The 22,351-nt window shown below is 41.5% G+C and carries 37 protein-coding genes; 9 read left to right on the top strand and 28 right to left on the bottom strand.

Going from position 1 to position 22,351, the window contains the following annotated elements:
- Positions 1-42 precede the first annotated feature (42 nt).
- Both FNW02_RS30880 and FNW02_RS30875 read left to right on the top strand, forming a co-directional pair.
- Positions 43-312 carry a hypothetical protein gene (locus FNW02_RS30880; protein WP_191761264.1) on the top strand — a complete coding sequence of 90 codons (270 nt, stop codon included), beginning with the start codon at positions 43-45 and terminating at the stop codon, positions 310-312.
- Positions 313-391: 79 nt separating this feature from the next.
- On the top strand, positions 392-637 hold the full coding sequence (locus tag FNW02_RS30875; protein ID WP_162400135.1) for a hypothetical protein: 246 nt from the start codon (positions 392-394) through the stop codon (positions 635-637).
- Between the two features lie 10 nt (positions 638-647).
- On the opposite strand, the gene FNW02_RS30870 is transcribed toward FNW02_RS30875, so the two are convergent.
- From FNW02_RS30870 to FNW02_RS30815, 12 genes are all read right to left on the bottom strand, one after another.
- A complete protein-coding gene (locus FNW02_RS30870) occupies positions 648-923 on the bottom strand; it encodes a hypothetical protein (protein WP_191761263.1) in 276 nt (91 codons plus the stop codon).
- Positions 924-956: 33 nt separating this feature from the next.
- Complete coding sequence (locus tag FNW02_RS30865; RefSeq protein ID WP_191761262.1) at positions 957-1,106, bottom strand: hypothetical protein; 150 nt, start codon at positions 1,104-1,106, stop codon at positions 957-959.
- Entirely contained in the window at positions 1,107-1,328 is a 222-nt protein-coding gene (locus tag FNW02_RS30860) for a hypothetical protein (RefSeq protein ID WP_191761261.1), read from the bottom strand. It abuts the gene before it with no gap.
- Positions 1,328-1,696: a hypothetical protein gene (locus tag FNW02_RS30855; protein WP_191761260.1), complete on the bottom strand. Its 369-nt coding sequence runs from the start codon at positions 1,694-1,696 to the stop codon at positions 1,328-1,330. The genes FNW02_RS30860 and FNW02_RS30855 overlap by 1 nt, the downstream gene beginning before the upstream one ends.
- Positions 1,697-1,708: 12 nt before the next feature.
- The gene (locus FNW02_RS30850; RefSeq protein WP_191761259.1) at positions 1,709-2,059 is read right to left on the bottom strand and encodes a hypothetical protein; all 351 of its coding nucleotides are present in this window, start codon (positions 2,057-2,059) and stop codon (positions 1,709-1,711) included.
- The gene (locus tag FNW02_RS30845; RefSeq protein ID WP_191761258.1) at positions 2,056-2,253 is read right to left on the bottom strand and encodes a hypothetical protein; all 198 of its coding nucleotides are present in this window, start codon (positions 2,251-2,253) and stop codon (positions 2,056-2,058) included. Before FNW02_RS30845 ends, FNW02_RS30850 begins: the two co-directional genes overlap by 4 nt.
- A gap of 59 nt (positions 2,254-2,312) precedes the next feature.
- On the bottom strand, positions 2,313-2,657 hold the full coding sequence (locus FNW02_RS30840) for a hypothetical protein (protein ID WP_191761257.1): 345 nt from the start codon (positions 2,655-2,657) through the stop codon (positions 2,313-2,315).
- Positions 2,658-2,744: 87 nt separating this feature from the next.
- Positions 2,745-3,170 (bottom strand): hypothetical protein, encoded by a 426-nt coding sequence (locus FNW02_RS30835; RefSeq protein ID WP_191761256.1) that lies wholly within the window; start codon positions 3,168-3,170, stop codon positions 2,745-2,747.
- Positions 3,171-3,225: 55 nt separating this feature from the next.
- Positions 3,226-4,227, bottom strand: coding sequence for a DUF5895 domain-containing protein (locus FNW02_RS30830; protein ID WP_191761255.1), 1,002 nt, complete (start codon positions 4,225-4,227; stop codon positions 3,226-3,228).
- Between the two features lie 90 nt (positions 4,228-4,317).
- The gene (locus FNW02_RS30825) at positions 4,318-4,512 is read right to left on the bottom strand and encodes a hypothetical protein (protein WP_191761254.1); all 195 of its coding nucleotides are present in this window, start codon (positions 4,510-4,512) and stop codon (positions 4,318-4,320) included.
- 68 nt (positions 4,513-4,580) lie between these two features.
- On the bottom strand, positions 4,581-5,012 hold the full coding sequence (locus FNW02_RS30820) for a hypothetical protein (RefSeq protein ID WP_191761253.1): 432 nt from the start codon (positions 5,010-5,012) through the stop codon (positions 4,581-4,583).
- Positions 5,013-5,090: 78 nt separating this feature from the next.
- A complete protein-coding gene (locus FNW02_RS30815) occupies positions 5,091-5,666 on the bottom strand; it encodes a hypothetical protein (RefSeq protein ID WP_225226024.1) in 576 nt (191 codons plus the stop codon).
- Positions 5,667-5,876: 210 nt separating this feature from the next.
- Here FNW02_RS30815 and FNW02_RS30810 point away from each other — a divergent pair, with 210 nt between their 5' ends.
- From FNW02_RS30810 to FNW02_RS30790, 5 genes are all read left to right on the top strand, one after another.
- Positions 5,877-6,089: a hypothetical protein gene (locus tag FNW02_RS30810; protein ID WP_191761252.1), complete on the top strand. Its 213-nt coding sequence runs from the start codon at positions 5,877-5,879 to the stop codon at positions 6,087-6,089.
- 556 nt (positions 6,090-6,645) lie between these two features.
- The gene (locus FNW02_RS30805) at positions 6,646-8,220 is read left to right on the top strand and encodes a DUF4670 domain-containing protein (RefSeq protein WP_191761251.1); all 1,575 of its coding nucleotides are present in this window, start codon (positions 6,646-6,648) and stop codon (positions 8,218-8,220) included.
- 105 nt (positions 8,221-8,325) lie between these two features.
- Entirely contained in the window at positions 8,326-9,516 is a 1,191-nt protein-coding gene (locus FNW02_RS30800; RefSeq protein WP_191761250.1) for a hypothetical protein, read from the top strand.
- Positions 9,517-9,792: 276 nt separating this feature from the next.
- Positions 9,793-11,160 carry a hypothetical protein gene (locus FNW02_RS30795; RefSeq protein WP_191761249.1) on the top strand — a complete coding sequence of 456 codons (1,368 nt, stop codon included), beginning with the start codon at positions 9,793-9,795 and terminating at the stop codon, positions 11,158-11,160.
- Positions 11,161-11,177: 17 nt separating this feature from the next.
- Complete coding sequence (locus FNW02_RS30790) at positions 11,178-11,516, top strand: hypothetical protein (RefSeq protein ID WP_191761279.1); 339 nt, start codon at positions 11,178-11,180, stop codon at positions 11,514-11,516.
- A gap of 21 nt (positions 11,517-11,537) precedes the next feature.
- Here the strand turns inward: FNW02_RS30790 and FNW02_RS30785 are convergent, their stop codons facing one another.
- On the bottom strand, positions 11,538-11,699 hold the full coding sequence (locus FNW02_RS30785) for a hypothetical protein (protein ID WP_191761248.1): 162 nt from the start codon (positions 11,697-11,699) through the stop codon (positions 11,538-11,540).
- A 31-nt stretch (positions 11,700-11,730) separates the two neighbouring features.
- On the opposite strand from FNW02_RS30785, the gene FNW02_RS30780 reads away from it, so the two are divergent.
- Together FNW02_RS30780 and FNW02_RS30775 are read left to right on the top strand one after the other, a co-directional pair.
- Complete coding sequence (locus FNW02_RS30780; RefSeq protein WP_225226023.1) at positions 11,731-11,904, top strand: hypothetical protein; 174 nt, start codon at positions 11,731-11,733, stop codon at positions 11,902-11,904.
- Positions 11,905-12,208: 304 nt separating this feature from the next.
- A complete protein-coding gene (locus FNW02_RS30775; RefSeq protein ID WP_191761247.1) occupies positions 12,209-12,595 on the top strand; it encodes a VOC family protein in 387 nt (128 codons plus the stop codon).
- Between the two features lies 1 nt (position 12,596).
- Here FNW02_RS30775 and FNW02_RS30770 read toward each other — a convergent pair whose 3' ends face one another.
- From FNW02_RS30770 to FNW02_RS30695, 15 genes are all read right to left on the bottom strand, one after another.
- A complete protein-coding gene (locus FNW02_RS30770) occupies positions 12,597-12,848 on the bottom strand; it encodes a hypothetical protein (RefSeq protein ID WP_191761246.1) in 252 nt (83 codons plus the stop codon).
- A gap of 138 nt (positions 12,849-12,986) precedes the next feature.
- Positions 12,987-13,328 (bottom strand): hypothetical protein, encoded by a 342-nt coding sequence (locus FNW02_RS30765; protein ID WP_191761245.1) that lies wholly within the window; start codon positions 13,326-13,328, stop codon positions 12,987-12,989.
- 73 nt (positions 13,329-13,401) lie between these two features.
- Positions 13,402-13,635 carry a hypothetical protein gene (locus FNW02_RS30760; protein WP_191761244.1) on the bottom strand — a complete coding sequence of 78 codons (234 nt, stop codon included), beginning with the start codon at positions 13,633-13,635 and terminating at the stop codon, positions 13,402-13,404.
- Positions 13,636-13,726: 91 nt separating this feature from the next.
- Entirely contained in the window at positions 13,727-14,284 is a 558-nt protein-coding gene (locus FNW02_RS30755) for a WGR domain-containing protein (RefSeq protein WP_191761243.1), read from the bottom strand.
- Between the two features lie 14 nt (positions 14,285-14,298).
- A complete protein-coding gene (locus tag FNW02_RS30750) occupies positions 14,299-14,646 on the bottom strand; it encodes a hypothetical protein (protein ID WP_191761242.1) in 348 nt (115 codons plus the stop codon).
- A 94-nt stretch (positions 14,647-14,740) separates the two neighbouring features.
- The gene (locus tag FNW02_RS30745; protein WP_191761241.1) at positions 14,741-16,366 is read right to left on the bottom strand and encodes an AAA family ATPase; all 1,626 of its coding nucleotides are present in this window, start codon (positions 16,364-16,366) and stop codon (positions 14,741-14,743) included.
- A 94-nt stretch (positions 16,367-16,460) separates the two neighbouring features.
- Positions 16,461-16,667: a DUF2997 domain-containing protein gene (locus tag FNW02_RS30740; protein WP_191761240.1), complete on the bottom strand. Its 207-nt coding sequence runs from the start codon at positions 16,665-16,667 to the stop codon at positions 16,461-16,463.
- Positions 16,668-16,670: 3 nt separating this feature from the next.
- Positions 16,671-17,120: a DUF1257 domain-containing protein gene (locus FNW02_RS30735; RefSeq protein ID WP_191761239.1), complete on the bottom strand. Its 450-nt coding sequence runs from the start codon at positions 17,118-17,120 to the stop codon at positions 16,671-16,673.
- 117 nt (positions 17,121-17,237) lie between these two features.
- The gene (locus tag FNW02_RS30730) at positions 17,238-18,311 is read right to left on the bottom strand and encodes a hypothetical protein (RefSeq protein WP_191761238.1); all 1,074 of its coding nucleotides are present in this window, start codon (positions 18,309-18,311) and stop codon (positions 17,238-17,240) included.
- A 317-nt stretch (positions 18,312-18,628) separates the two neighbouring features.
- A complete protein-coding gene (locus tag FNW02_RS30720) occupies positions 18,629-18,898 on the bottom strand; it encodes a hypothetical protein (protein ID WP_191761236.1) in 270 nt (89 codons plus the stop codon).
- Positions 18,899-18,926: 28 nt separating this feature from the next.
- Entirely contained in the window at positions 18,927-19,220 is a 294-nt protein-coding gene (locus tag FNW02_RS30715; protein ID WP_191761235.1) for a hypothetical protein, read from the bottom strand.
- A gap of 150 nt (positions 19,221-19,370) precedes the next feature.
- Positions 19,371-19,766 (bottom strand): hypothetical protein, encoded by a 396-nt coding sequence (locus FNW02_RS30710; RefSeq protein WP_191761234.1) that lies wholly within the window; start codon positions 19,764-19,766, stop codon positions 19,371-19,373.
- A gap of 2 nt (positions 19,767-19,768) precedes the next feature.
- The gene (locus tag FNW02_RS30705; RefSeq protein ID WP_191761233.1) at positions 19,769-19,945 is read right to left on the bottom strand and encodes a hypothetical protein; all 177 of its coding nucleotides are present in this window, start codon (positions 19,943-19,945) and stop codon (positions 19,769-19,771) included.
- On the bottom strand, positions 19,945-20,112 hold the full coding sequence (locus FNW02_RS30700; protein WP_191761232.1) for a hypothetical protein: 168 nt from the start codon (positions 20,110-20,112) through the stop codon (positions 19,945-19,947). Before FNW02_RS30700 ends, FNW02_RS30705 begins: the two co-directional genes overlap by 1 nt.
- Before the next feature lie 127 nt (positions 20,113-20,239).
- Positions 20,240-20,794 carry a hypothetical protein gene (locus FNW02_RS30695; protein ID WP_191761231.1) on the bottom strand — a complete coding sequence of 185 codons (555 nt, stop codon included), beginning with the start codon at positions 20,792-20,794 and terminating at the stop codon, positions 20,240-20,242.
- Between the last annotated feature and the right edge of the window lie 1,557 nt (positions 20,795-22,351).

Genomic DNA, 22,351 nt, shown 5'->3' with positions numbered 1-22,351 from the left:
CGTAAAGTGCCGTAATATCAAAAAATTAATTCTCAACTATGTATGCCGAAACCAGGATTTAAAACGATCACCGTACCTGACTGGATTATTGAGGAAATTAAAAGGCAACCTGACTATAAAGGTAATCAAGCTGCCACCTTGGGGCAAATGTTTAGAGAGGCTGTTGCATCTCGCAGTGGAGAATTAGAAGATCCGCAGATACTTCAATCTCGTATACTTAACCATCTGCCGCACTGGGATAGACAAAAATCCTGGGAGTTGGTGCTGACTATTTTAAGATGGCTGCAAGAAAGTGACCCTACTTCTGAATAAACTAGATTCATCTTGAAGATGCCGTCTGAAATATAATTGAAATGTTTGGCTTGAACGAGCGAGGCACAAAGGCAGAAAAATGACAAATTCAACTGAACAACCCGACATCGAAGCCAGACTTGATGTACTAGAGACGGAGGTAGCCACAATTAGAGAACAATTGGCAACTTCCACGCAAGAGACAAGGATAAATAGTGACACTATCCTTAGCTTGTCGAGAACTACTGCTGATTTACTCCAAATCGCTTTATCTAACGAACGCAAGGTCAATCAGATTCTACAGTACTTGCGCGACCGTAACGGTGGTAGTAGTCCCCCAGCGTAGTGCTGCATTTTCAAGAAGCCTTCCTTTGATTCACCAGCAACGAGCGCAAGTACCGCCGACATTCCGCCTCGCCCTTGTATATCAGAATGCGGAAAGCCTCAACCTCCTGCATTGAAGACATACAAATTTCGGCGATCGCTGGAATTAGTTCTTGTTGAGAACGCACATAGTCTTGATGTTGCTGCTCTAGTTCGGCAATCTTGGATTTCAATTGCTGTACCTGCCGTAATGCTTTGGTCAAGGACGATTCTCTGATTTGAGATTGATTGTCCAGAGTTAATGTCATCTTGTTGCTCCCATGTAAGTTTACGAGTTCTTTCTACTTTGACTTTTTCGGTGGTTCATTCTTTGTTAATAAATCTGCAAAGTCGTAAATGGTAACTTGCGGCTCTGGCTCCGGTATTGGCTTCGGCTCTGGTTGGAGTTGAGAACTACCCAGCCCGATGGCTTCTGTGATTTCTTGTTCCATCTAGACCTTTACTTTTTGTGTAATAGACTCGTACTCTTCAATCGCCTCATCTATCTCATTAAGAGTACCAATAGCATCCCCAAGCACAACCTCATTTGTCGTTGAGAAATACTGAGAACGTTCTATTTGACGGTACTCAGTTGTACTTCTGATGAGTCTTAGTGTCTGCTGACATCCTTGGAGAATTGCCCGTATTTCAGATGTAGTTAGTATGATTTCCATTACCGCTTTCCTTTTTGAGCAAACTTTTCAAAATCTGGGCAGGTATCACTCTCTACGCCATGAGGATGTATTCCACAAACGAGCATCACTCCCCCATATTTAATCCCGTGAAAGTTCCTGCAACCCCTACAAGCTTTTGGCATTGCTTTGCGTCTTTCTGATAATATGTTGTCGATGTCTGACTCGACTTTGACTTGATACAAACGGGTAGCAGCTAAAAGACTTCCACCGGATAACAACCATGAACCAGCAAGTACACTTTTGACACTCGCCTCGTTAGTTCCTTTGATTAGAATTGTGCCTCCAATGAGCGCTGCTGTTACTCCCATTGCTCCAGCACAAATATTTAAGTACTTCAGTTTGGACATTATTTCTCCTAATTATTTATGAAAATCGTCTCTGATAATACTAAAACTTGCACCAAGCAAAGAACTGCCTAGAAAGGTTGAAAAACTTACTAACATACCTCCCAAACAAGCGTTTTTCTGATAGTACCAGCTAGAGAAAATTATTTTGGCATTAGTATTTAGCTCGATTATTTCCATTCCCCAGCATCCTATCGCTCCCACTCCCGCAAATCCTGTGAACAGTAAAGAGGCAATTACTGCCGTTTCTAGAGTGCGGTCAATAAATTTCTTCATCTTGAAAACTCTTCTGCCCCGGCGAAGAACCAATTTATTGTTGCGGTCTAACTGAACTTGGGGGTAAAGAATTTGTTTGCGGTTGGTCATCGTGTTTCGTTCAACTCCACATAAAACCCTGCACCATTATTGCTGACCTTTACCAGCCTGCGATTAACCAGCGTTTGAATCACTCCCAGGCTAAAGCTGATGTTGCACAATCGAGCGCTGCCGCCACAACGTCGGAGATATTGTAGGCATTGAGAAGAGTGATCAGCAGGGGCAGCGGTGGATTTTCTTGACATAGGTTATTCTCCTTGCGATTTATGGTTTGTGTGATGGCTCTTGAGCGTTGACAAAGCAATCATGTTGATGGCAGAACAATGTCCGTGCAAGTCGCAAGCTGTTTGTACTCATCCCAATTCCTGGGATTATGAGGTGATGACATTGATTCTTTAAACTCCCAGTTTTGAGAACTGATATCAAATAGCTCAATAGCTGCATCAAATCCGCATTGTAAGAATCTTGTGTATGATTCTTCAGACCAGAGAATTGATTCGGTAATTGCAGTTAAAAGCTTGAGATTAGTTTCACTTGCTGCACCCTCTTTTTGGAGCCATTCAATTGTTGCTATTAGCTGTTCTTTAGCAGAAACATCAGTAGATTCTGGTAATGCTGCGATGGGTATAGAACCTGTGAGTTGTTTCATGCGTCTTTGCCTTAAAGTTATTTAGTTCTGCGGGAAGCTGCGAGGACAAGCATAGGGTATTCTGAATTCTGTCTTCAGTAGAACTTCTTATCTGTCACCGTAGTGGCTTGGATGACCTGGATGAGAATAATCATCTTCGTAGTCGTGGTCATGATCACCTTCTACTAATTCAAGGGTGATACCAAAAGCATTTTTAATTTGCCCTGTTCTGCCATAAGCTATTTTTAATTCGTTGCTGAGATTTAAACCACGCAACAATGCTTCTCCTAAATATGGTTGCAATCTTTGGTGGTAAATTTTCAGTTGATTCACTGCCTGCTCTTTAATATTGGCTTGGCTATAATTGCTATTAAAAATTGCAATCATCTGATTTTCCGCAGATGGTTGAGTGACCACTTTTCTGCACTTTTCGATTTCTCGACAGTAAGCCTTAATCGTGTTACTCAAATGTCTGTCATCCATCTGACAAATGAGTACCGTAATTCCGTCTTTTGAGGTGTGAGTTTCAAACATAATATTGCCTACAATGTTAATTATTCTGGGGCGTAATAGATACACCCCATTGAAGTTAGAAATTATCGGGATCTTCATCCTGCTGCAAAGCTGTTAAATTCTCCTGCTTCACTTGATGGTAAAGACTATCAACTTGATTCTTTGGCATAGTTTCACCAAATTGTTCTTCTGGAAATTCATCAACCTCAACTCCAGGTGCAATCTGATGAAACTTCTCAAACTGCTTTAGGTATCTAGAAGCAAACCCCGATAATGACTGCTGTGTTCCCCAAATCTTTTCAGCATTGGGGAGATTGAAAAACTCTTTCACATTCTCTGCTGATGGTTCGTTAAATCCTACGACAGCGCATACTTCAGCACGAGCATCTGTACCTACAAGCTCTGTATCGAATGTTGGTTGAAATATAGTAACGGCTCTTGCTTGTTCGTTTAGGGTGTAGAATGAATCACCCTGACTATCAGAGTAAGCAATCTCCACAAGCTTATAAAAGTTCTCAAGCTGTTGTCCAAAAAATGCGGCTGCACCGCCATGAACTGTCAAAACTAAAGGAACTTTATGGAGAAAGCTGCCGTTGGTGTCAACCAAGTAAATCATGTGCAAAGTTCGGAGTGTGGTGAACTCTTTTGGGTGTGATTCTCTAACTGATTGACCATGCCAAGTCTCGAAGTTGGCGATAATATCTCCCTTGCGTCCAATCCCTGCTTCAGCACCTTTATCGTTCACCTCAATCATTCTGGGACTGCTAGCAAGTACATGAATCCGAGGACATTCAAAAGCCAAGCCTGATTCAGCATTACCATTGCGGTAAGTGTGAACAAAAGGAGTACCACAAGCAATATCGTACCCTTCTGGCAAAGTGAATTTCTTACCCTTGGGTGTAGCTTGTAGTTGAGCTAATAAATTTTCAACTTCTGCTCGTTTAATCCAACCTGATAGTTTAATATTGTCAGATTTGATGAACAAGATATTTTTCCCATTCAGTAATTGACAAATAGGCAATTTAGAGAAGTTACCACGGAATTCAGGAGATTTGAATGTATCAAGTGTAACTGTCATATTTTTCACTATTGGGTATTTTGTACTAGAGAGATAGACTTAGTAGCTAACTCAAAAAGATTCGGCGTAGCTGTCAGAATGCATTCTTCTTTAATCTGGGTCAATTAACGGCTCGACGCACCCCATCGCCTCACCTAAGTAATGCAGGACATCGCCCAAGTGAGTTGCCGCTTCTGGATCAATCTTCTTGTCCGCAATTAACAAGAGCCAATTTTCATCTTGGGCAATCGCCTGAATCTTCAGGTAACACGAGTTAAATTGTTTGAGTATTTCTATTGCTGACATTGTTATATTTGTGAAGCTAAGTAAAACAGTTTGATTGAAGAAGTGAGCAACAACGCCCACCTCTTTCTTTAAGCTGCTAACAAATCTCTAATTTCTGGGGTTGGCACGTATTTCTTCAACTGCTCCCACTCATCAAAAGTCAGGGCATCAAATTCTTTATCGAGTAATTCCTCTTGTGTGGGTGGTTGTTGTACAATCGCTGTTGATATCTTCGCCATCTCCATGAACTCATCCAGCCCGACAGTTGCATCCTCCGGGTTGGCGTAGCGAATCTTATCTACAGCGTTAGACCAGTGGGTGATGTGTTGAAAGACTAACCCCAGCATTGAATCATCTTTGTACACGCGATAAGTTCTGGGGCAAGCTCCATTGATATATACAAGTTTGTAGCCAGGAACTTCCATAACCTCTGCATTCGGGTCTGCTGGAGACAGAAGTATTTTCTCTTGGGATTCGTCAGATTGCTCTTGAACAGGTGTAATGATTGTAGTCTGTGCCATGATAAATATTTATGATTCCAGTTTGGTGGGCAAGCGCATTTCCATTCGGGTAAGCGCTTGCCTTTCTCGCTTTCAGAACTAAGCCGCGACTGTAAGTCTGACTCCCAAGGATGCCACCACTATCTCTGCGGAGTGGGCAAACTGATTGCAGCCCAGTTGAGTTCGTCTGGCATACCACAACCCTTGAGCATTACACCCAACCAATCCAATGCACTGTCGGTCTTGATAAAGTTTAGTGCTGAACGATAGCCAATCAATTTGTCCTGTCTGAATCCCAAATTTGTTGCAAATTATTGACAGTTCCTCATGCAGGCGCTCGTTTCGTTCCAGTGGGGTTTCGGGCAGAGTCGCCTTAACGGATGCAACTCTTATAGCGAACCAGTCCCGGTCGAAAGCAAGCCGTCCGCCATCGAAGAACTGCACCCATACTGTAATACCGCCTTCAATCCAAATGGTGCGGATGGTTTCAGGCTGTGCTTGGATAATCTCGGCAATGATGCGACGGTCACGTGAAGTGAGGGGGTCTTGGGTGGGGGCTACAGCTTCGGCTTGGGCTAGCGCTAGTTCATCTTGAAAGGAAGGATTAGCAACTGTGGTTAAGGTGTTGAGCTTGAAGCTTGAAGGCGCTTGCTGTGTGTAAACTGATTGCGTCATAATGAAGATTCCTTGAATATAAGGTCAAAAGGCGATCGCTTCGTTGTCCAGACTGCGGCGGTCGTCTTTTGTTTAGGCTTATAAATATAGTATAGAATCTGTTATCCCAAATGTCAACACAGCGGGATAACAAATTCTAAATATCTGGGAGTACACTTGTTAATACAAGGCTTTCGCTGATAGCGTTGATCAATAAAAGAGGAAAGTACTATGACTGAATCAAGGCTAAACATCAGGATTTCACCAGACAAGAAGGATGCTTTTTACCAAAAGGTTAAAGAAGAGGGGAAGAACGCTACTGATGTTCTGCTCGATTTAATTGACCAATACCTTGGAAACAAAGCCGATTCAGGCGAGATTTTAGAGTTAAGACACAGAGTTGCAAAATTGGAAGAGGTAGTACTGGGGGAAACCGCCGCCTGAGAGAAGAAAATGATTCTCTCAGGCAGTTATTAGAAAACCTAAAACAGATGCTCAGGGAAAAACCCGCCGACCATTAGGCGGGTTTGCTACTTTTTATGTGTTGGAGTTATTGTGATAATAATGTGTTACTATTTGGGATAACAAGCATCTCTTTATAAAAGTAACCGTTTATCACTTGGGAGCAATTGATATGTACCAGGGATGACAACAGTTAGGTTCAGGCATATTGTGGGTCACTCAAATAATCTTTCTGTCGCCCACAGTATGCCTTCTGCTTTTTAAACTTCATCTAAAAACTAAAACCCAAAAGCGTCTGCCTCGAAAACATCGCTTTTGGGGAAATTTCACAAACTACAAAGTTTATGATCAACCAAACATTAGCAGATTTTCTTGCATTATGCATAGGAATCAATTCTAACCACCGCATACATCTGCTGTGTAGTGGCAACAAGTCTATTAACTGCCTTCCCCAAGCAAAGCCAAGACGAGAAAAAGTCTTTTATAAAGTGAAAGCGATTTTAAACACCTCTCCTATCTATCAGAACAGGAGAGAGCTATGCTGACACTAGACAGAGAACAAACAACAGCACTCGACTACACCAATCTCAACATCAGCATCCAGGAAACCTTCGCCGCCATCGACCGATTCGAGTGGCAAGCATCTGACGAACTGCGGCTGATGCGAGATAACGACTATTACCAACATGGCGCATACACCAGCTTTGAAGACTACTGCGAAAATGAATTGACCAAACACGGAGGATATCGACGGGTCAAGGATCTATTTGCGGCAAAGCGAGTAGTTGATATTCTACCCGACGAGTTGAAAGATAAGATCACCAAACCTTCCCAGACTCGCCCATTACTCAAACTGGTCAAGACTCCCGGCAAGCTTCAACAAGCCGTAGCGATCGCAGCCAAAGAAAAACCCTTTCCTACAGCTGCCGACTTCGCCAAAGCAGTACAACAGGTTGCACCAACAACTAAACGCACCACAAAACAAGAAAAAAGTCAAGCGCAATTGTGTAATTCGGTCATGATTTCATCACAATCACATCCCAGATATGGGGAGTCGGGAGTGATCTCAGCAGACGCGCCAAACAATTGGCAGCAGATTGTCACTTTTGCTGATGGTGAAAAATTGCTGATCAATAATGAGGATCTAGATGCCGCTAGCGTCCCGTTCCCCAGAGAGCGAAATTATCCACCAGAATACACCGAAGCGATCGCCCAAATCAAAGAACAGCATAGGCAAGAACTAGAGCGTCTGGAGCAGGAGTTGAGAATTGGTTTACAAACAGAAGCCACAGCCAGAGCGGAAGCACAAGCAAGAGAGCAACTTGAATCATCCCAAAAACTGTACCAGCAGCAGAAGTCAGAAATCATTCAGTTGCGGCAGTACATTCAAGAAATTGAAGGTCTGCGGCAACTAGAAGTGGAGAATCAGCGATTACAGCAACGTCTGAAGGAATTAGAACGCGCCGTTGAACAACGTCCTGACCAAGAGTGGGGAAATACCATGACGACCCAGGCGACCAAGGCGTTGAACAAGCAGGTCAAACTTGCGCTCTTAGAAACTATTGATCTGCGATCGCTTGCCACTGAGCCACCCAAGGAGAATGCCCAAGAATGCTTGCGCTTGATGGGTATGGCTTTGGGGAATCTGGCCAGTGCGATGAACAGCACCCAAGCGCTCGAAGCTGCGGCGATAATTCTAGGGAGTAGTCCCACACCGCAGGCGATCGCCCTGCGAGCCGAGCAATTGCAGCTGTTACCACGGGCGGTTAGTGACATTAGAACAGTGTTGGCCAAGCCTGAGTGTAGGTGGCAGGACTATTGGGCAGTGGCGCAAGAGTATGAGGTAATTAAATCAGACTATTGGGTGGAGCTGACCAGTGAGGAAACAGAGTTAATTACTGCACTCCAGAACGCATCTATTGAACCGGACACCATCCAAGTCGGCTCTATCGTTGCCCATGCTGACCCTTACCGCACTTTGTATGTCGAGAGAGGCGAGGTGGTGCAAGATTTGGGCGAAGAAGTGTTAGTTGCCTGGGATTGTTGGAAGGAGCAATCGAAAAAGACTGACAGGTATTTCCGAGATGAATTGCGATTTTGGCAACCTCAATAGGTTTCCAGTGTATCGGTAACTTTTTAGACAAATAAGTGCAAGTACCAAGCCCCGCATCACAGTGGGGGAAATTTCCGTGCGTCAACACAAACAGGAGTAAGTATAATGATCGCAACTATCGCTCGTCCCAAGTCCAAAAAGTCTACAGCTAGCAAACAAGAATCCCCATACAAGAGGTTTCATGTGATTATTCCAATAGAAGATATGCTGTGGGCTTCCCAACAGAAATCCTCAATTACACAATTATGGCAAGAATGTTGGACAGCTGACCCTTACGGTTCCCGGTGGATGCCTCTGTCCACTGGACTTGGTTACAGTACTTTCATCGCTGCTAAGAAAGTTTTGTCTGACAGTGGGCTGTTTATTTTCAAACCCGACAAGTCGATTCAGGACGGAAGGGAGACTGTTGGCTGGACAGTAAAGAATTTACACGGTAGTCGGATAAAGGAATTTTGGGAGCAAATAGATTCTGCGTCACAAGAACCAGATGCCCAAAAACAAGCACCAAATTCTGAAAATACAGAGATGGATGCTGCCGCTGGAGAAATAGGTGCTTTGTACAGAGCATCTATCTCAGATCAAACCCAGGCAGAGCAAGGGTTCCAGAAACCCTCACGAACTCCTCAAAAACACCTCACGAACTCTTCAAAAGAGATCGTGAGGTGTGTCTCTGACACGAAAAACGAAAATACGCAAAGTGAGGAGACGGCGATCGCGCCTTTGGGGGGCGCGTCGCCTCAGTCTGTTGAAAGCGTGTCAGAGAAAGAAAAAGAGTTACCTGCGGTAACAGACTGTACTTCGCTAACGCTAGTGGATATTACACAAAGTCAATCTGCTTTGTTGTCAACACAAAACCAAGTCTTTGGCGAAGATGCGATCGCCCCTCATGAAGACACATCTTCCGCCGCGCCGCCTGTTGCCCCAGACGAAGAATGCTCACAGCAACCAATGTTTCAAGAGCAAGTAGAAAGTCCTTGCACTTCGCTGATAACTGAAAACCAAGTTTCTGGTGAGGAGATGAAAGCTTATCATGAAGGTACAAGTTCCGCCGCGCCCGTTACTGAAAATGAAAAATGGTCAAGTTCAGCGATCGCTGCTCGTTCCAAAATGCGACCTCTGCGTATGGAGAAGCTGAAAATGGCGGGGGTCTTGGGTGAAAATCCTAGTTTTGAGTTTCTGATGGAATGCTGGAATGATGATCCGGCTTTACAAATCGTGATCAAGAAGCTTTTGGCGAAGTTTGGGCAATGGGGGATTGCTTGTGTGAATGGGGTACTGGTGAAGTGGGAGGGGTAGCGATCGCTATTGCAACTACTTGCATATTTCAGAACTTGTTCCCATTCTCAACGCCATGCTGTTTCTACAGTGTTTCTGGTATAGCTATACTCTTAAAGAGTAAGAATCAGAATGTAGCACTCAACGTGTATATAATAGATTTGCGAAAGTAACTCTTCAATGAAATGAATTTTATGGAGAAAAGACTTTTCACTTTCAAATATCTGAAGATGAAAGTGATTGGATAAAATGTTGAAATATACTTTTTGTAAAAAACTTAAATTCTCATAAAACTAGATGTCAATAGAAGATTTCAAGTCGTTGTTAAATCAATATCTTCCTGCAATTGTATCAAGTTACCAAACTAGTGAAGCTAACCATGACATTCAGCTTTATGAAGGTTTATTAGAAATTATTCAGGGAGAAACAGTATATCAAGGAAAAGGATCTGTTGTCTTTAAATGGTTGCCATCTCCTGATATCAAATTTGATTTTTCAACTCAAGCTAGTTTTCCGCATCGACTTAATTTTGATCAAACTTATTTAAAGTTTTTAGAAACTAGAGCAAAAGTTAATATTTTAAGTCTTCCTACTATTTTTGATGAAAATTTAGAAATTTTAGGTTGTTTAAGTGAGCCTGTAGAATTAAATTCAAATGCAGATTTATTTAGTGTAAATTTCCATTTGACTAATTTTCATAATTTTAGAGGGACTCAAATATCGAGGAGCAATAGTATATCTTCAGATAGACTTATATTAGAAGCAGAAGGTTGGAGAATTTGTATTGATAACGTAGAAAATCTTGAATATATTATTAAATCTCTTAAGTTGGAAGGAGGCTATGCCATAACTCATGTAGGAAAACTTGAACGTTTTGATAAAAAAACTTTTTCTTCAAAAGAAGCTGAGGAAATTTTAGAGGTTTTGCATTGGTTTCTCTCATTTTGTAGAGGTTTTAGAATTTCTCCCATCCTGTTAGTTGGACAAAACAGTAGAGGGAAAAAAGTTTGGGAGAAATGGCATAGCAATCAACTAATATCACCCTGGAAAGGAGTTAACTCTTGGTTTATTGATTCAACTGCATTAAATACTCAAAGTATGAATGAATTTTTTGCAGGTTTCCTTACCTTGTGGCAAACCAACACTTGGAATGATTCAATAAGGCTAGCAATTCACTGGTATTTAGAGAGTAATGCTCAAGCTGGAGCAGTACAAGGTTCTATTATTTTATTGCAAGCTGCATTTGAACTTCTCGCTGGAACTCTTCTGGTAGAAGATAAAAAAAAAATTACTCAAGAAGAATTTGATAATACTAGGAAATATCCTGCTACCGAGAAACTAAAATATCTTCTTTTAGAGTGTGGTATTTCTTTAGATATTCCTGAGACATTAACAGATTTACTTAAAGCCGCAGAAGAATTAAAATGGAATAACGGAGTACAAGCATTAACAGAAACGCGTAATGCTTTAATTCATGCAAACCCCAAAAAACGTAAAAGACTTCTTAATCGTTCCTTTTATGAAAAAATAGATATTGTTAACCTTGGTTTATGGTATCTAGAACTTGTTTTATTAAATATTTTTGGCTACAAGGGTAAATATTTAAGCCGTGTAACTCGTAAGAAAATTGAATATGAAAATATTCAAACTGTTCCTTGGGCTTAAAGGATAATCCTAAAAAATTGTTAATAAAAATACCCTGTAATTTACAGTTCCAACTCAATGCAGAGATTCAGCGCACAGTCAAGCGTTGTTGGGACAATGTACCGGGGGTGATCGCTTATCTTAAAGAGGCTCTCCGTACTTGGAAAGGGGTTAAGTCACCGGAAGCTGTGTTTGTGGCAGCCTGTAAAGAGGCTAGAAAACCAGAGGTTGCACAAGTAGTATCTGATACCATTGCTTGGTTCGAGTGGGCTAGGAAAGAAAGGATTGTGCTAGCGATGTCGGGGGGAGTGATTTACACGCCGTCAAGTGAAGCGGTGGAGATGCGGGAGATGATGCGGCGGTATCCTATCCTATAGTGTTAGGACTTTGCCAAAGTGTTAAGTCTGTACAAAAACACCCATCTTTTCCGCTTCGTTAACATCTGAAAATTCGGTTTCTCGTGTAGAAGTTAAAGCGGATAACGTTGACCAAAGTTCCGCCGCGCCTACTTCCAGTGTTGATAAATGGTCGAGTGAGGCGTTGTTTACCGCCGAAGGCATCGCAATTCGTTCAAAAATGCGACCTCTGCGTATGGAGAAACTGAAGCTGGCAAGGATACTTGGGGAAAAATCTAATTTTGAGTTTCTTGCGGAATGTTGGAACAATGATCCAGCTTTGCAAATCGTGATCAAAAAACTGCTGGCAAAGTTTCCGCTGTGGGGGATTGCAATTATTGATGGTGCGCTGGTTGAATGGAAAGAGTAGCGGTAAGCATAGCCATGTCGCCTTTGCTTATCGCTTTCAACTACTGGCATAATTCAATACTCGTTCCCATTCCCAACGCCATGCTATCTCTACCGTTATTTCTTTGCCGTTGGTGAAAGTGCTCGCAAAACGTCTCGTAGAGAAAAAGTGAAAGCCAATAATGAGAGCGAAGTTTCCGCGCTGCCTTTTGATTGTAAATTTGGAAAAATGGTCACATGAGGCTATTGTTGCACGGTAAACTTGACTAATTAGAGCAAATGTACTAGTTTGATCCTCAGTAATTCTTGGGTTGAACTGGAAAACTATGAAATTTTCTTACACTATCCTTTACGTAAAAGATGTTACCCAATCTGTTGCTTTTTACGAAAAAGCATTTGGATTACAAAAAGATTTTATTCATGAAAGTGGACAGTATGCACAGATGGAAACAGGTTCAACAAAGCTTGCCTTTGCATCGAATGAACTAGCTAGCTCAAATCTGACTAACGGATTTCAAGAAAACAATTTAAAAAATCAACCTGCTGGAGTCGAAATTGCTTTTACAACAGATGATGTTGATGCAGCCTTCAGTCGCGCTGTCGAGGCTGGTGCAGTTAGTTTAGTTGTGCCAAAACAAAAGCCGTGGGGACAAAAGGTTGGATACGTCAGAGATTTAGACGGTATTTTAATTGAGATTGCAAGTCAAATCTAGACTACCGCAACTTTTTCACCTTGATTTCTGCTACTGCTAATCCTTTAAAATTGTTGTTCTCTATCAATCCTTTGGAATTATCAAATGCAAAAGTGTAATGAGTCACTTCAAGAACTTGATAGTCAGGGATGTCACAACGACAAATACTCAGATAAATATACTCTCCGATACAAGGAACTCTCACAACATGAGTGGGAAATTTTTCAATTAAACTGTCAGATTCATTGACAACTTGAATTGAAACTCTGTACATATTTCTACATCCTTATTTGCTTGTCGGCTAAAAACCATGCTCCTGAGTAGAATCACCACACAGATGAAGCGAACGCAGTAAATTAACTGCTATTAAGAAGAGAGCAGTTTTGTTGTTTTTCAGGGATTTGATTTCAGGTTAATAACTAACTCCTTCAATAAACTCCTCGAAACTTTGATAGACATTTTCATCCTGACGTAAATCATCAAGTTTAAATTCTTTACGCATTAGAGCAAAGCGAAACATTACATTTGAGCGACAACCACCTCTAACGGTATTCTCTAAGAACAAAACTGCACCAAAGCATAGTCTTGACTCAGAAGTAACTTGACCTTCATGAGATTGAGAATAATTTACTGTTTTGTGGCAGTGGAAAGCTTTATCATGTGTAATTCTGTGGAGGATATCATGCGCTTTCGCCTGACAAAGCGCATATTTCACAGAGTTTTGAAAGGGGCAATCAAAGCATGGTTGTTTCATAACATTTTGGAAATAATTTATCAAACGCTAAAAATATCCCCCAATCTCATCCGACACTGGGGGATACACTTAATCAATCTGCATCGCTATAGTAAATCGGCTCTACATGTTCCAATACAGATTCATCAGCGATAATCTCTGTTCGTGTGCTAAGACTTGTGACATTTGTAGCCACTTCTGGACAATCAATGCCTAACTGGTCGCATATTTCTCTTATTTTTCTCTCTTGATAAGTTATCTCTTGCTCAGTACAGTTATAGTGTCCATATCCTACTGTTTTCCAAGAACTAACGATTATCTTTTCCACAGTTTTACTCCTTTTTATTTTTCTGAAAATATATTTCTCAAAGCGGTGAAAATTACCACAAAACTATTAAACAAGATTTGTGGTAATTCATTTACAAATGCCGCCAAAAGCTCTTACTGATAGTCTTGAGGCTAACCACTTTCTCTACAGTTGATTCTGGAGTATGAGCAACAGCCACGACAGCAGGTTGTGGTGTAGAGGTAGTTAACAAAGAATTGAGCAACTCTTTTTGATAATCAACATCTGCTACAGTGCGATACACTCTGTAGGGATCAATTTGCATCCCCAAAGGTGTGGGAACAATCTTCAGATATTGATTCAGGATGAGTATGTAATGCTCATCAAAATTTCTATTAACAACATAAGAACGCAAGGCATTGAGTAGTTGAATTGCTCTCTCTATTTCGGAAATATTACAACTACTGTCCATTTGCGGCTGGCTTTCTCGGTAGCCTTTAGCTTTTTTGTCAGCTATGAGACTGTAAAATTTCTTGACAGCAGCAGAGCGATCGCTAAATGAGTGAACTTTAGTCTGGGACTTGTACCCGACTCTGCCCCATTCAACAGTTAGATTACTGCCTTCAATCTTGGCAGACCAGAACTTATTGCTGTTTTGAATTGTGTCTACAAAGACTAGGTAAATTTCCATGTTTCTGAACCGAATTAACCCGTTGATTTCCGGGCATTGCCCCACCTGATTTGATGTTGTAATGCTTCAAGTATGCTTTCAGCCTCCGAAGCTGTTAAGCCTTCCAGGACAGAGCAGACATTATACAAAACTTGGGGAATAGAATCAGGAATTACTAGCTCATACAATGAATCTTCTAAGGCTGTAGACACTGGATACTCAATTGGGCTGCACTCTTGCTGCATGATAATGTAAGTAGATAAAGTTGCCCGTAATAACAATTTTGTTTCTCTGTCTAACTTTTCTAAGTGTGCGCCATAATTATCAACCAACTGGTCGATCAAGTCTGTTTGTCCGTAGTATGTAACTAAGTCTGTTGTCATTTTCCTTGGTCTATTGAAATATTAAAAAGCTACTAATTATTACTAAAGAAAAGAGTGATTGTCCCCATAAAATCAGGAGACAATCGCCTTATCATCAGTTCATATTCCGAAATTTGGCAGCACGTAGCGATTGAGTTTTCGCCGTCTGCACAACAGGACTACTAGCAGGCCGGGCAGTGCTAGCCCAAGACTGCATACGCTCAACTGCCGCAGCATCAGTTATTGCAAGCGGGGTGATAGTTTGACGACAGGTTTCTAAATCCCCAAGCGTGACTTGTTGCGGTCGTGCTTCGTCAAATGCCAACAGAGCGGCTTCGGCAGCGAGGGTTTCGAGTTCAGCGCCGGAGAATTGAGAGGTATTAGCTGCGATCGCTTCGAGATATTCGGACTCGACAGTAATACCGAATCGCTCTAGGTGAATTTTGAGGATTTGAACTCGCTCCGGTTCTGTCGGCAAGTCAACGAAAAACATTTCGTCGAAACGACCTTTACGCTTAAACTCACTGGGCAGCACCGATGGGTCATTGCAAGTTGCAACTATGAAAACGCCGCTAATGCATTCAGCCATGAACGTGAGCAAGGTTCCAAGGATGCGTTGGGAAACACCGCTTGTATCGCCCTGACCTGAAAGTGCTTTTTCGACTTCATCAATGAACAAAACGCAAGGCGCGATCGCTTCGGCTGTTTTCAAGGCACGTTTGACATTACCTTCGGATTCGCCAACTAGTGAACCTAGCATTGAGGCAATGTCGAGTTGCAGCAGTGGTAAATTGAGTATACTGGCGATGTTTTTAGCACAGTGACTTTTACCTGTTCCGGGTGGCCCAGCCAGCAGCACACCTTTAGGCTGCGGTAAACTCAAGCTTCGCGCCTCTTGTGTGAACAGCCGCCGCCGCCTCATCAGCCACTCGCGCAAATTGTCAAGCCCGCCGAATGGGATTGTCGCGGGTTTACCTAGTTCAATTCCCATTTGAGACAGCAGTCGGGTTTTGTATTCGACAGCCTTGGGTATAAAATCGGCATCAACAACGATACCATCCGAGGTGAGATTCTCTTTGACTGTTAACCGGAGGAAATCACTAATCTCCTCCAGGGTTAATCCCAACGCTGCACGAGAAAGAGATTCAATTTCACTTTCCGGCAATGAAATAGTGAAAGTTAATTCTTGTTCTGTGGCAGACTGTTGTAGGTCATGCAAATAAGAATTGATATGTTCAAGTATTTGCTCAACTCCCGGTAGAGGAATTTCACAATAAGGAATTAACCGTACAAGTGCTTCATGCAACTGGATATTTTGCCCCAGCAACACAATGCGTTTATCAGTCGGCTTGAGGCGGTGGTAAAGGTTTTTAACTTTCGATATAATTTCCCAGCTCAATTGTGGTGAGTTCTTAGCAACAAATGGGTGAATGTCTCCCAGAATAAATACACCATTCCCACTAAAATTAGCAATATAGTCAAATACATATAACAGTGGATCAGCCTGGGGCGGCTTCTTGTACTCCGCTACGACTTTGAATACCAAGCCACCATCAGATGCAATCAGACATTGCTCTAAGCTGGATACGCCCAGGTTCCAGAAATAGACTGTACAAGAGAGCTTGTTGTTGGCTTCTGTTGTTAGCCACTGAATAATCGTTGCCTCATCAGGAGACAGTACATCAACAGCAGCAATGGGGATTTGTGAATCGAGCGTGGAGAGCAGATTTGAGAGTTTCATGTCAATTATTCAATTACTTCATTTATCAAATGGCGAAGCCGATATTCTGTAATCAGTAATCAGTTAGAGATGCTCACTGACTACTGATTACTGGTTACTGACGCAAACGTGTTTGACTACTGTTCGTAGTCCTCAGTTGTGGTGCTGATTCGTCTTTATAAATGCGCTCGTCCTCCACAACCCCCAACGCCTCTTCAAACGGTTGGGTCGCAGCCAAACAAGTTAGCCCCTCGAATCCCTCCGCTTCTACTTTCACTGAACCTGTAGTTTTGTCAAAGTGTATAAGTATTGCGCGTTCCATCTGTTATCTCCTGGTGTATTGTTGTTGTTGCTGATGTCCAGCAAAAGTCAGCCGTAAAGTTTGCACAGTGCCGTTGGTTGATTCGGTGATATTGCACTCGCCAAATTGTTCTTGCAGCTGGGTAGCTTTAGCACGAACCATCCGCTGTCCGTATGCCAGCATTAGCGAGTGAGTGAAGAAATCCTTTCCTAGTCGAGGGTCTGTCTCATAGCTATCGTGTATCACGTCATACGCGCCATTCGACTGATTCCACTTGAAGCCGATGTCTGCACGAGTTTTAATTGTCTGACCACTGACTATAATCTCTGCACTTTGACCTTGAGAACCCCCGTAATAACCAGTAAGTGGCTGCGGAATTTCGTGAACCTGGGGCGAGAGGTTCAGATCAGTGAGGGCTTGTACCAAACACTCTCGATTGATTAATTTGGTTCTGACTTGTGTGAAATGAGACATAGTTAACCTCAATAATTTTGTGGATGTAAGCCTGTGAACTGCTAATGTGGGTATTACACTTTTAATTTCGGTGATTATCTAAGTCAAAGGCGATGCACCCTCGCCCTTGACCATTTTTTACCTGAACCTAAACGCGTTGACAGTAGCTTTCGCCAATCCAACCTCACCAGTTGCTAGCTGTTGGAGGTTGCGTTGTTCGTTCAGGAGCTTGGCGCGGATATCGTTCATCTTTTGTTGCAATTGCGATCGCCCATCACTACCCAGATTCTTAGACTCAATTGCCGGATCATTCACAATCGAGTCAAGATGCGTCATCATCGCCTCTAAGCTGCTGCCAGCTTGGGAGTCAGCATTCGCCAGCAACACCTGAACTTTCATCAGATGTCGTTCCATCTTCTTTTTGAACTGCACTGGCCTACGCCCCGGTTCCCAATCACTAAGTTCTTCAAGCAACTGCGCGGCGAGTTGTTCACCACCAGCGAGAGCCGATTCTCTTAACCGCTGCTCTAGATTTTGGTCATATTGTTGAATGAACTTGGTAATCTGATCTAGGCACTTAGCTTGCTGCTGGTTAAGTTGTTCGGACAGTGCCGGGATAATCACCGGACGACCGATGATTACTTGTAGATAATCTTCTAAGTCTGTAAGGGTGGGGAAAGCTTTTAACAAGTTGGCTTTGACTGACTCCTGCTTATCTAGTGAAAGTTCCCAGGCATTCAATGAGAGGAATTTGTCAATCCGCTCTTGATAATCAATTAATCCAGTTTCATAGTCAAGTTTCAATTGATTGCGGAGAGCAGGAGCTACATTGTCTCTAATATTGATTAACTGGTTCCACACAAGTGGTGCTAAGTCAATTGGGCAAACCCAATCGCCAGTGTCAGGAGACATCCACTCTTGTACAGATGAGATTTCTTGACGTAATTGTGCAGCAGCTTCATCTAGCTTTTTGAAAACCTTAACCCCTCTCAACCCGACTTCGGAATTAGTAACTTTAATTAGGTCAGATTCTACTTCAGATGTTTCAGATTTTAAGACGTCTGCCCATTTGGGGGCAGCACTTTTAGTACTATTTTTCAGTTGAATACGGAAGCGAATACGGGTTTTATTTAGTTTCGAGAAGTTTAGGCGTTCGATTGTAGCATTTTGGAGAAAAGTTTCAGTTTGGGGAGAAGCGATCGCTTGTATCATGTTCAGTTAACTCACTATTAATTTTCATTTTCAAGAGAGCGTAGCGTTCTTGTAGGGCAATATAATCAAAGGCGCTCACACGAATAACAGTGTGAACACCTTTTGATTACCTAAAAGTAACAATCAAACAACGACCCAATAAACACCTTGATTGCGAACCATGTAGGATTGTCCTTTAAGAGTTACAGATCCCAACTCGGAACTATTCTTGAGTTGCTGAACGTTCCTAATAACTCGATAAACTATTTTGGTCGAACCATTGTTTTGTATTTTGATGGGTCGTTTAATGGTTGGGGGTTTATGTATTGACATTGGCTTCAAAATAACTGAAGTTGTTCGGAGCAATATTTAGTGGCACTAGTTTTACAAGTTATCCCTACAACTTCCGAACAGCGAATTATTAATTTATCCCGATTGAGCACCAAGTTTGATTTCTGTTTTTGCCCTGGGATTGGTAAATGACCAAACACGTACTTTGGATGAATATTGCTACCTGAAGAGTGCAAATATTGATAGAAAGCTCCATCAATTTGGTACACTTTTGTTGGATTAAGTAATTTGGGATCGTAAACAGAGTTTAGTTCCATTTTTGCTATCCTTATTGAAGAGAAAGAACTAACTGTAAACCTTGAGCGACACGGCTTTGCGTTTCAAATTCCCGTTCCCATCGTCACCGTTAGTTGTAATTGTTGGTTGAGGGCATTCAGATTTTTTACACTGATAATCCCAATGATTAATCTGCGTTTTTTGCCGATGTTCTACGAGGACAATGATATTCTTGTGTTTTGGGTCTTTACCACTAATTAAATAAGCGTCCCCCAGTGCATAAAAACCAGTTGAAATATAATGCTGCTTGTTGAGAGACATCAACGCATCCCAGGCTTGTTGATGCTGTTGTATTTTACTCATTTAAACTGTCCTCATCTAAATAATTCATCGCTTTGAAGCGTAGCGATACATTGTGCGATAATGACTTTCACCTTTGGTTATAGTTTGGGGTGCGGAAACCTCTAGTAAGCGAAGTTTCCGCATTTTTCTAGTAAATACAATGTCCAAGTTTTAAGCGCTAACCTTTTTCTTGGGTTCAGATAATCTGGATGTACCGTTCGATGAGCGAGGTGTTTGAGAAATAGGCGGGGTCACTGTACCAAAGGGAGTGCGAATTTCTAAATCTGCGTCTAATTCTTGTTGGAGAATTGTTAATCGTGCCAGATGCAAGTCGATTTCGGCTAATATTTTTGCTTCTATCTCTTGTTTTGAAAGTAGACGAACCTGAGTTTCTGGCAGTTGTACTACTTGTCCAGAAGTCTCATTGACCAATACTGAGTAATACCAACCTTCGCTCTGCTTTTGAGTTGAATAATTGATACCAATAATTCTCCCTTGTTGGGTGCGTTGTCCTATAGCAAAAAGAGGTTGCTTCCATGTACGTGGCATTATGGCTGTGGATTGCATGATTATTTCCCCTCGCTTTGATTAGCTGAATTAACTTCTTGCGCTTGATCTTTATCGTCATCGCTAATAAATTCGTGTCTAATAGCGATTGCATCAAAATCTGAATCACAATTAATGATGCGTCCCAAATCTGAAACAATGATTTTTGGGGTTTTAGAATTAAAACTAAGTTTGGTCATTACTGTTTTTTCTTTCGTAATTTCAACAATTGGTCTTTCAATTCGCTGACTAATTCGTAAGCTTTATCGACATCTTCATCATATTGATTGTTCTCGCTGTGTTGAGCCAGCTTGTTTAAAGCACGAGACACAGAAATAATTGTTTGGTCAATGATTTCTTCAGACATAGTTTGGTTGAACAATTGCTTTAGTTATTTGATTATTTGTGAGTAATTGGAATGACAGCATAATAAGCTGCTTCATAAGACTTAAGCAACACTAAATATCAGTCGCTCAAGCCTTATTCATAACCGACTAAAACACCATAGAAGCCGCCGCTTTCGTAACAGCCAAAGCTTGTTTACTGATTTCTCGCCAGTTCGATTCTTCACCGTAGGATGTCATGATGAATTCAGCCCCAACCCACACCCTACAGAACAGGACGCTATCATCTGTCCCTGGCTGCGGTTGTAGAGTTATGGGTGAATAAAGCTGTTGTGGAGTCAAACTGGCAATGGCAGCTAATAACCCTTTGGCAAACTGAGTATCATGCCCGGATTCCAAGATGTATGTTCGCTCAGCCTGAATTGTAGCTAGCAGCTTGTGTACTTCTTTGCCCCGCCGCTCGCACTTCTCGAATCGCAACTCTCGCAGATATCCAGTCAGGGCAGTAGCAGCAACAGCAGTTGGTTCACTGTTAGATAAGGTATACCACATATAACCGTTGTGACGATTGCAGTAAATCTTGCAATTGCCAGCATCATTGTGGAGTCCCAGTTTCGGCTTATTGATTGAAGCGACTAACTGCTTGAGCAATTCTTCTTGGCGCATCAAAGCAGCAAGTAATTCTGATGTTTCTTGAGAATTCATTCGTTTGATACCAATGTATTTCACCGACGCTAGGCGCAGCCTCAGCAATCAGGGTTATTGTTCTTAGATTTGGTGATCTACGCTGCCTTTGATAATTTATAATTCCGCTGGATAGTTGTATTATTTGCTACTATCTAAAGCTCTACTCTGCTATTTCTTCTATCCAGCGGAACATTTATTAAACTGTTAGTTGCTTTATATTAACTGCATAGTATAAATTGCACTAAGCCTCATCTCTTGGAGGGAATGAGGCTTTTACTTCTGTTTAGAACGAACTGCTTTAAAAGTTAACTGATTTTATCTCAAGAAATATTTGAGCAGTTGTTAAATTTGTTTACTAGCCAATGAAAGTATAACTTGTAACCTTATAACAGGTTAAACTACCATTTATCTGCCTAATGAACATCAAATATGCTGTCATATACAGTATATTAACCTTGCAAGGACTGTTTTGGTTATTAACCTCGTCATCAAAGTGAGACGAGGTTTTTATTTTTAGAGTGGAATCAAGCGAGTTAAGGTAAAAGTTTTTTTGCGACCGCTTTACAGTTATCAAAGCTGACAAGCGATGTCTACGACAAGCCGCAAGCGTCTACGCTATCAGCGACTATCTTAAAAAGTAGTTCTAACTGGCATATTACCGAAGAACCGTAATTCTGATGTTTTTGAGTCATGATCTTGATTTAGATAGCACATTCATAGCGTGTTGGCGCAGCCCTAGTAACCATGGTTATTGTTATTAAGTTTAGTGATCTATCCTGCCTTTAGTAATTTATAATGGCGAGGGATGATTGTATTATTTGCTACTATCTAAAGTGTTGTGTTGCCGTTTATTCTGTCTAATAGAACATTTGTTATACTGTTAGTGGTTTTATACTAACAGTCTAGTATGATCAATTTACAACAAGCCTCGTTCTGCTTTGGAGATGAGGCTTTTATTTTTGTCTAATGAGACTTAGACAAAAAGTAGTCAGAAAAAAGTCTCAAATGTATATACAAAGAGACTTTAACATCGATTTGCCTAATTGCTTGATATATCTGGGTTTCAAGCATTTTTGAGCCTTTGGTGTATTTCCTTTGCCCTGTATGGATTTTAGGCTTGTTTATGCCCCAAAAATGTTTAAGTCCCGAAAAATGCCCCAAGAATTAACTGGTTTTGTCTCAAGAAATATTTGAGCAATTGTTAAACTTGTTTGCTCAGCAAGTGAAGTATAACTTGTAACCTTGCAATCGGTTAACCCGTCATTACTTTTGTCCAAGGAAGCATTAGTTAGAATGTTATGCGCTATGTTTTAGCTTGATAGTAGATATTTAACCTATTAGCCTTGTCTCACCTTGATGACGAGGTTTTCATTTTTGAAACAGAATAAACCGCTTTGTAAATCATCTCATTTGATTTCGAGTAAATAGTTGAACACGTGAAATGCCGTTGCATACATGATGCAAATGAGTATCATTGGAGAAACTCATTTGATATTATTCAAGAAGTTAAGTACTCACGACACTTATGGATTTAACTGTTTGGTGATTGCAATTAGATTTTAGTCTATGCAATCA

Origin of the sequence: Komarekiella delphini-convector SJRDD-AB1 (assembly GCF_014831675.1) — a bacterium.
Taxonomy (GTDB): domain Bacteria; phylum Cyanobacteriota; class Cyanobacteriia; order Cyanobacteriales; family Nostocaceae; genus Komarekiella.
The sequence above is the reverse complement of the archived record's forward strand: the minus strand, read 5'-3'. Positions and strand labels throughout refer to the sequence as shown.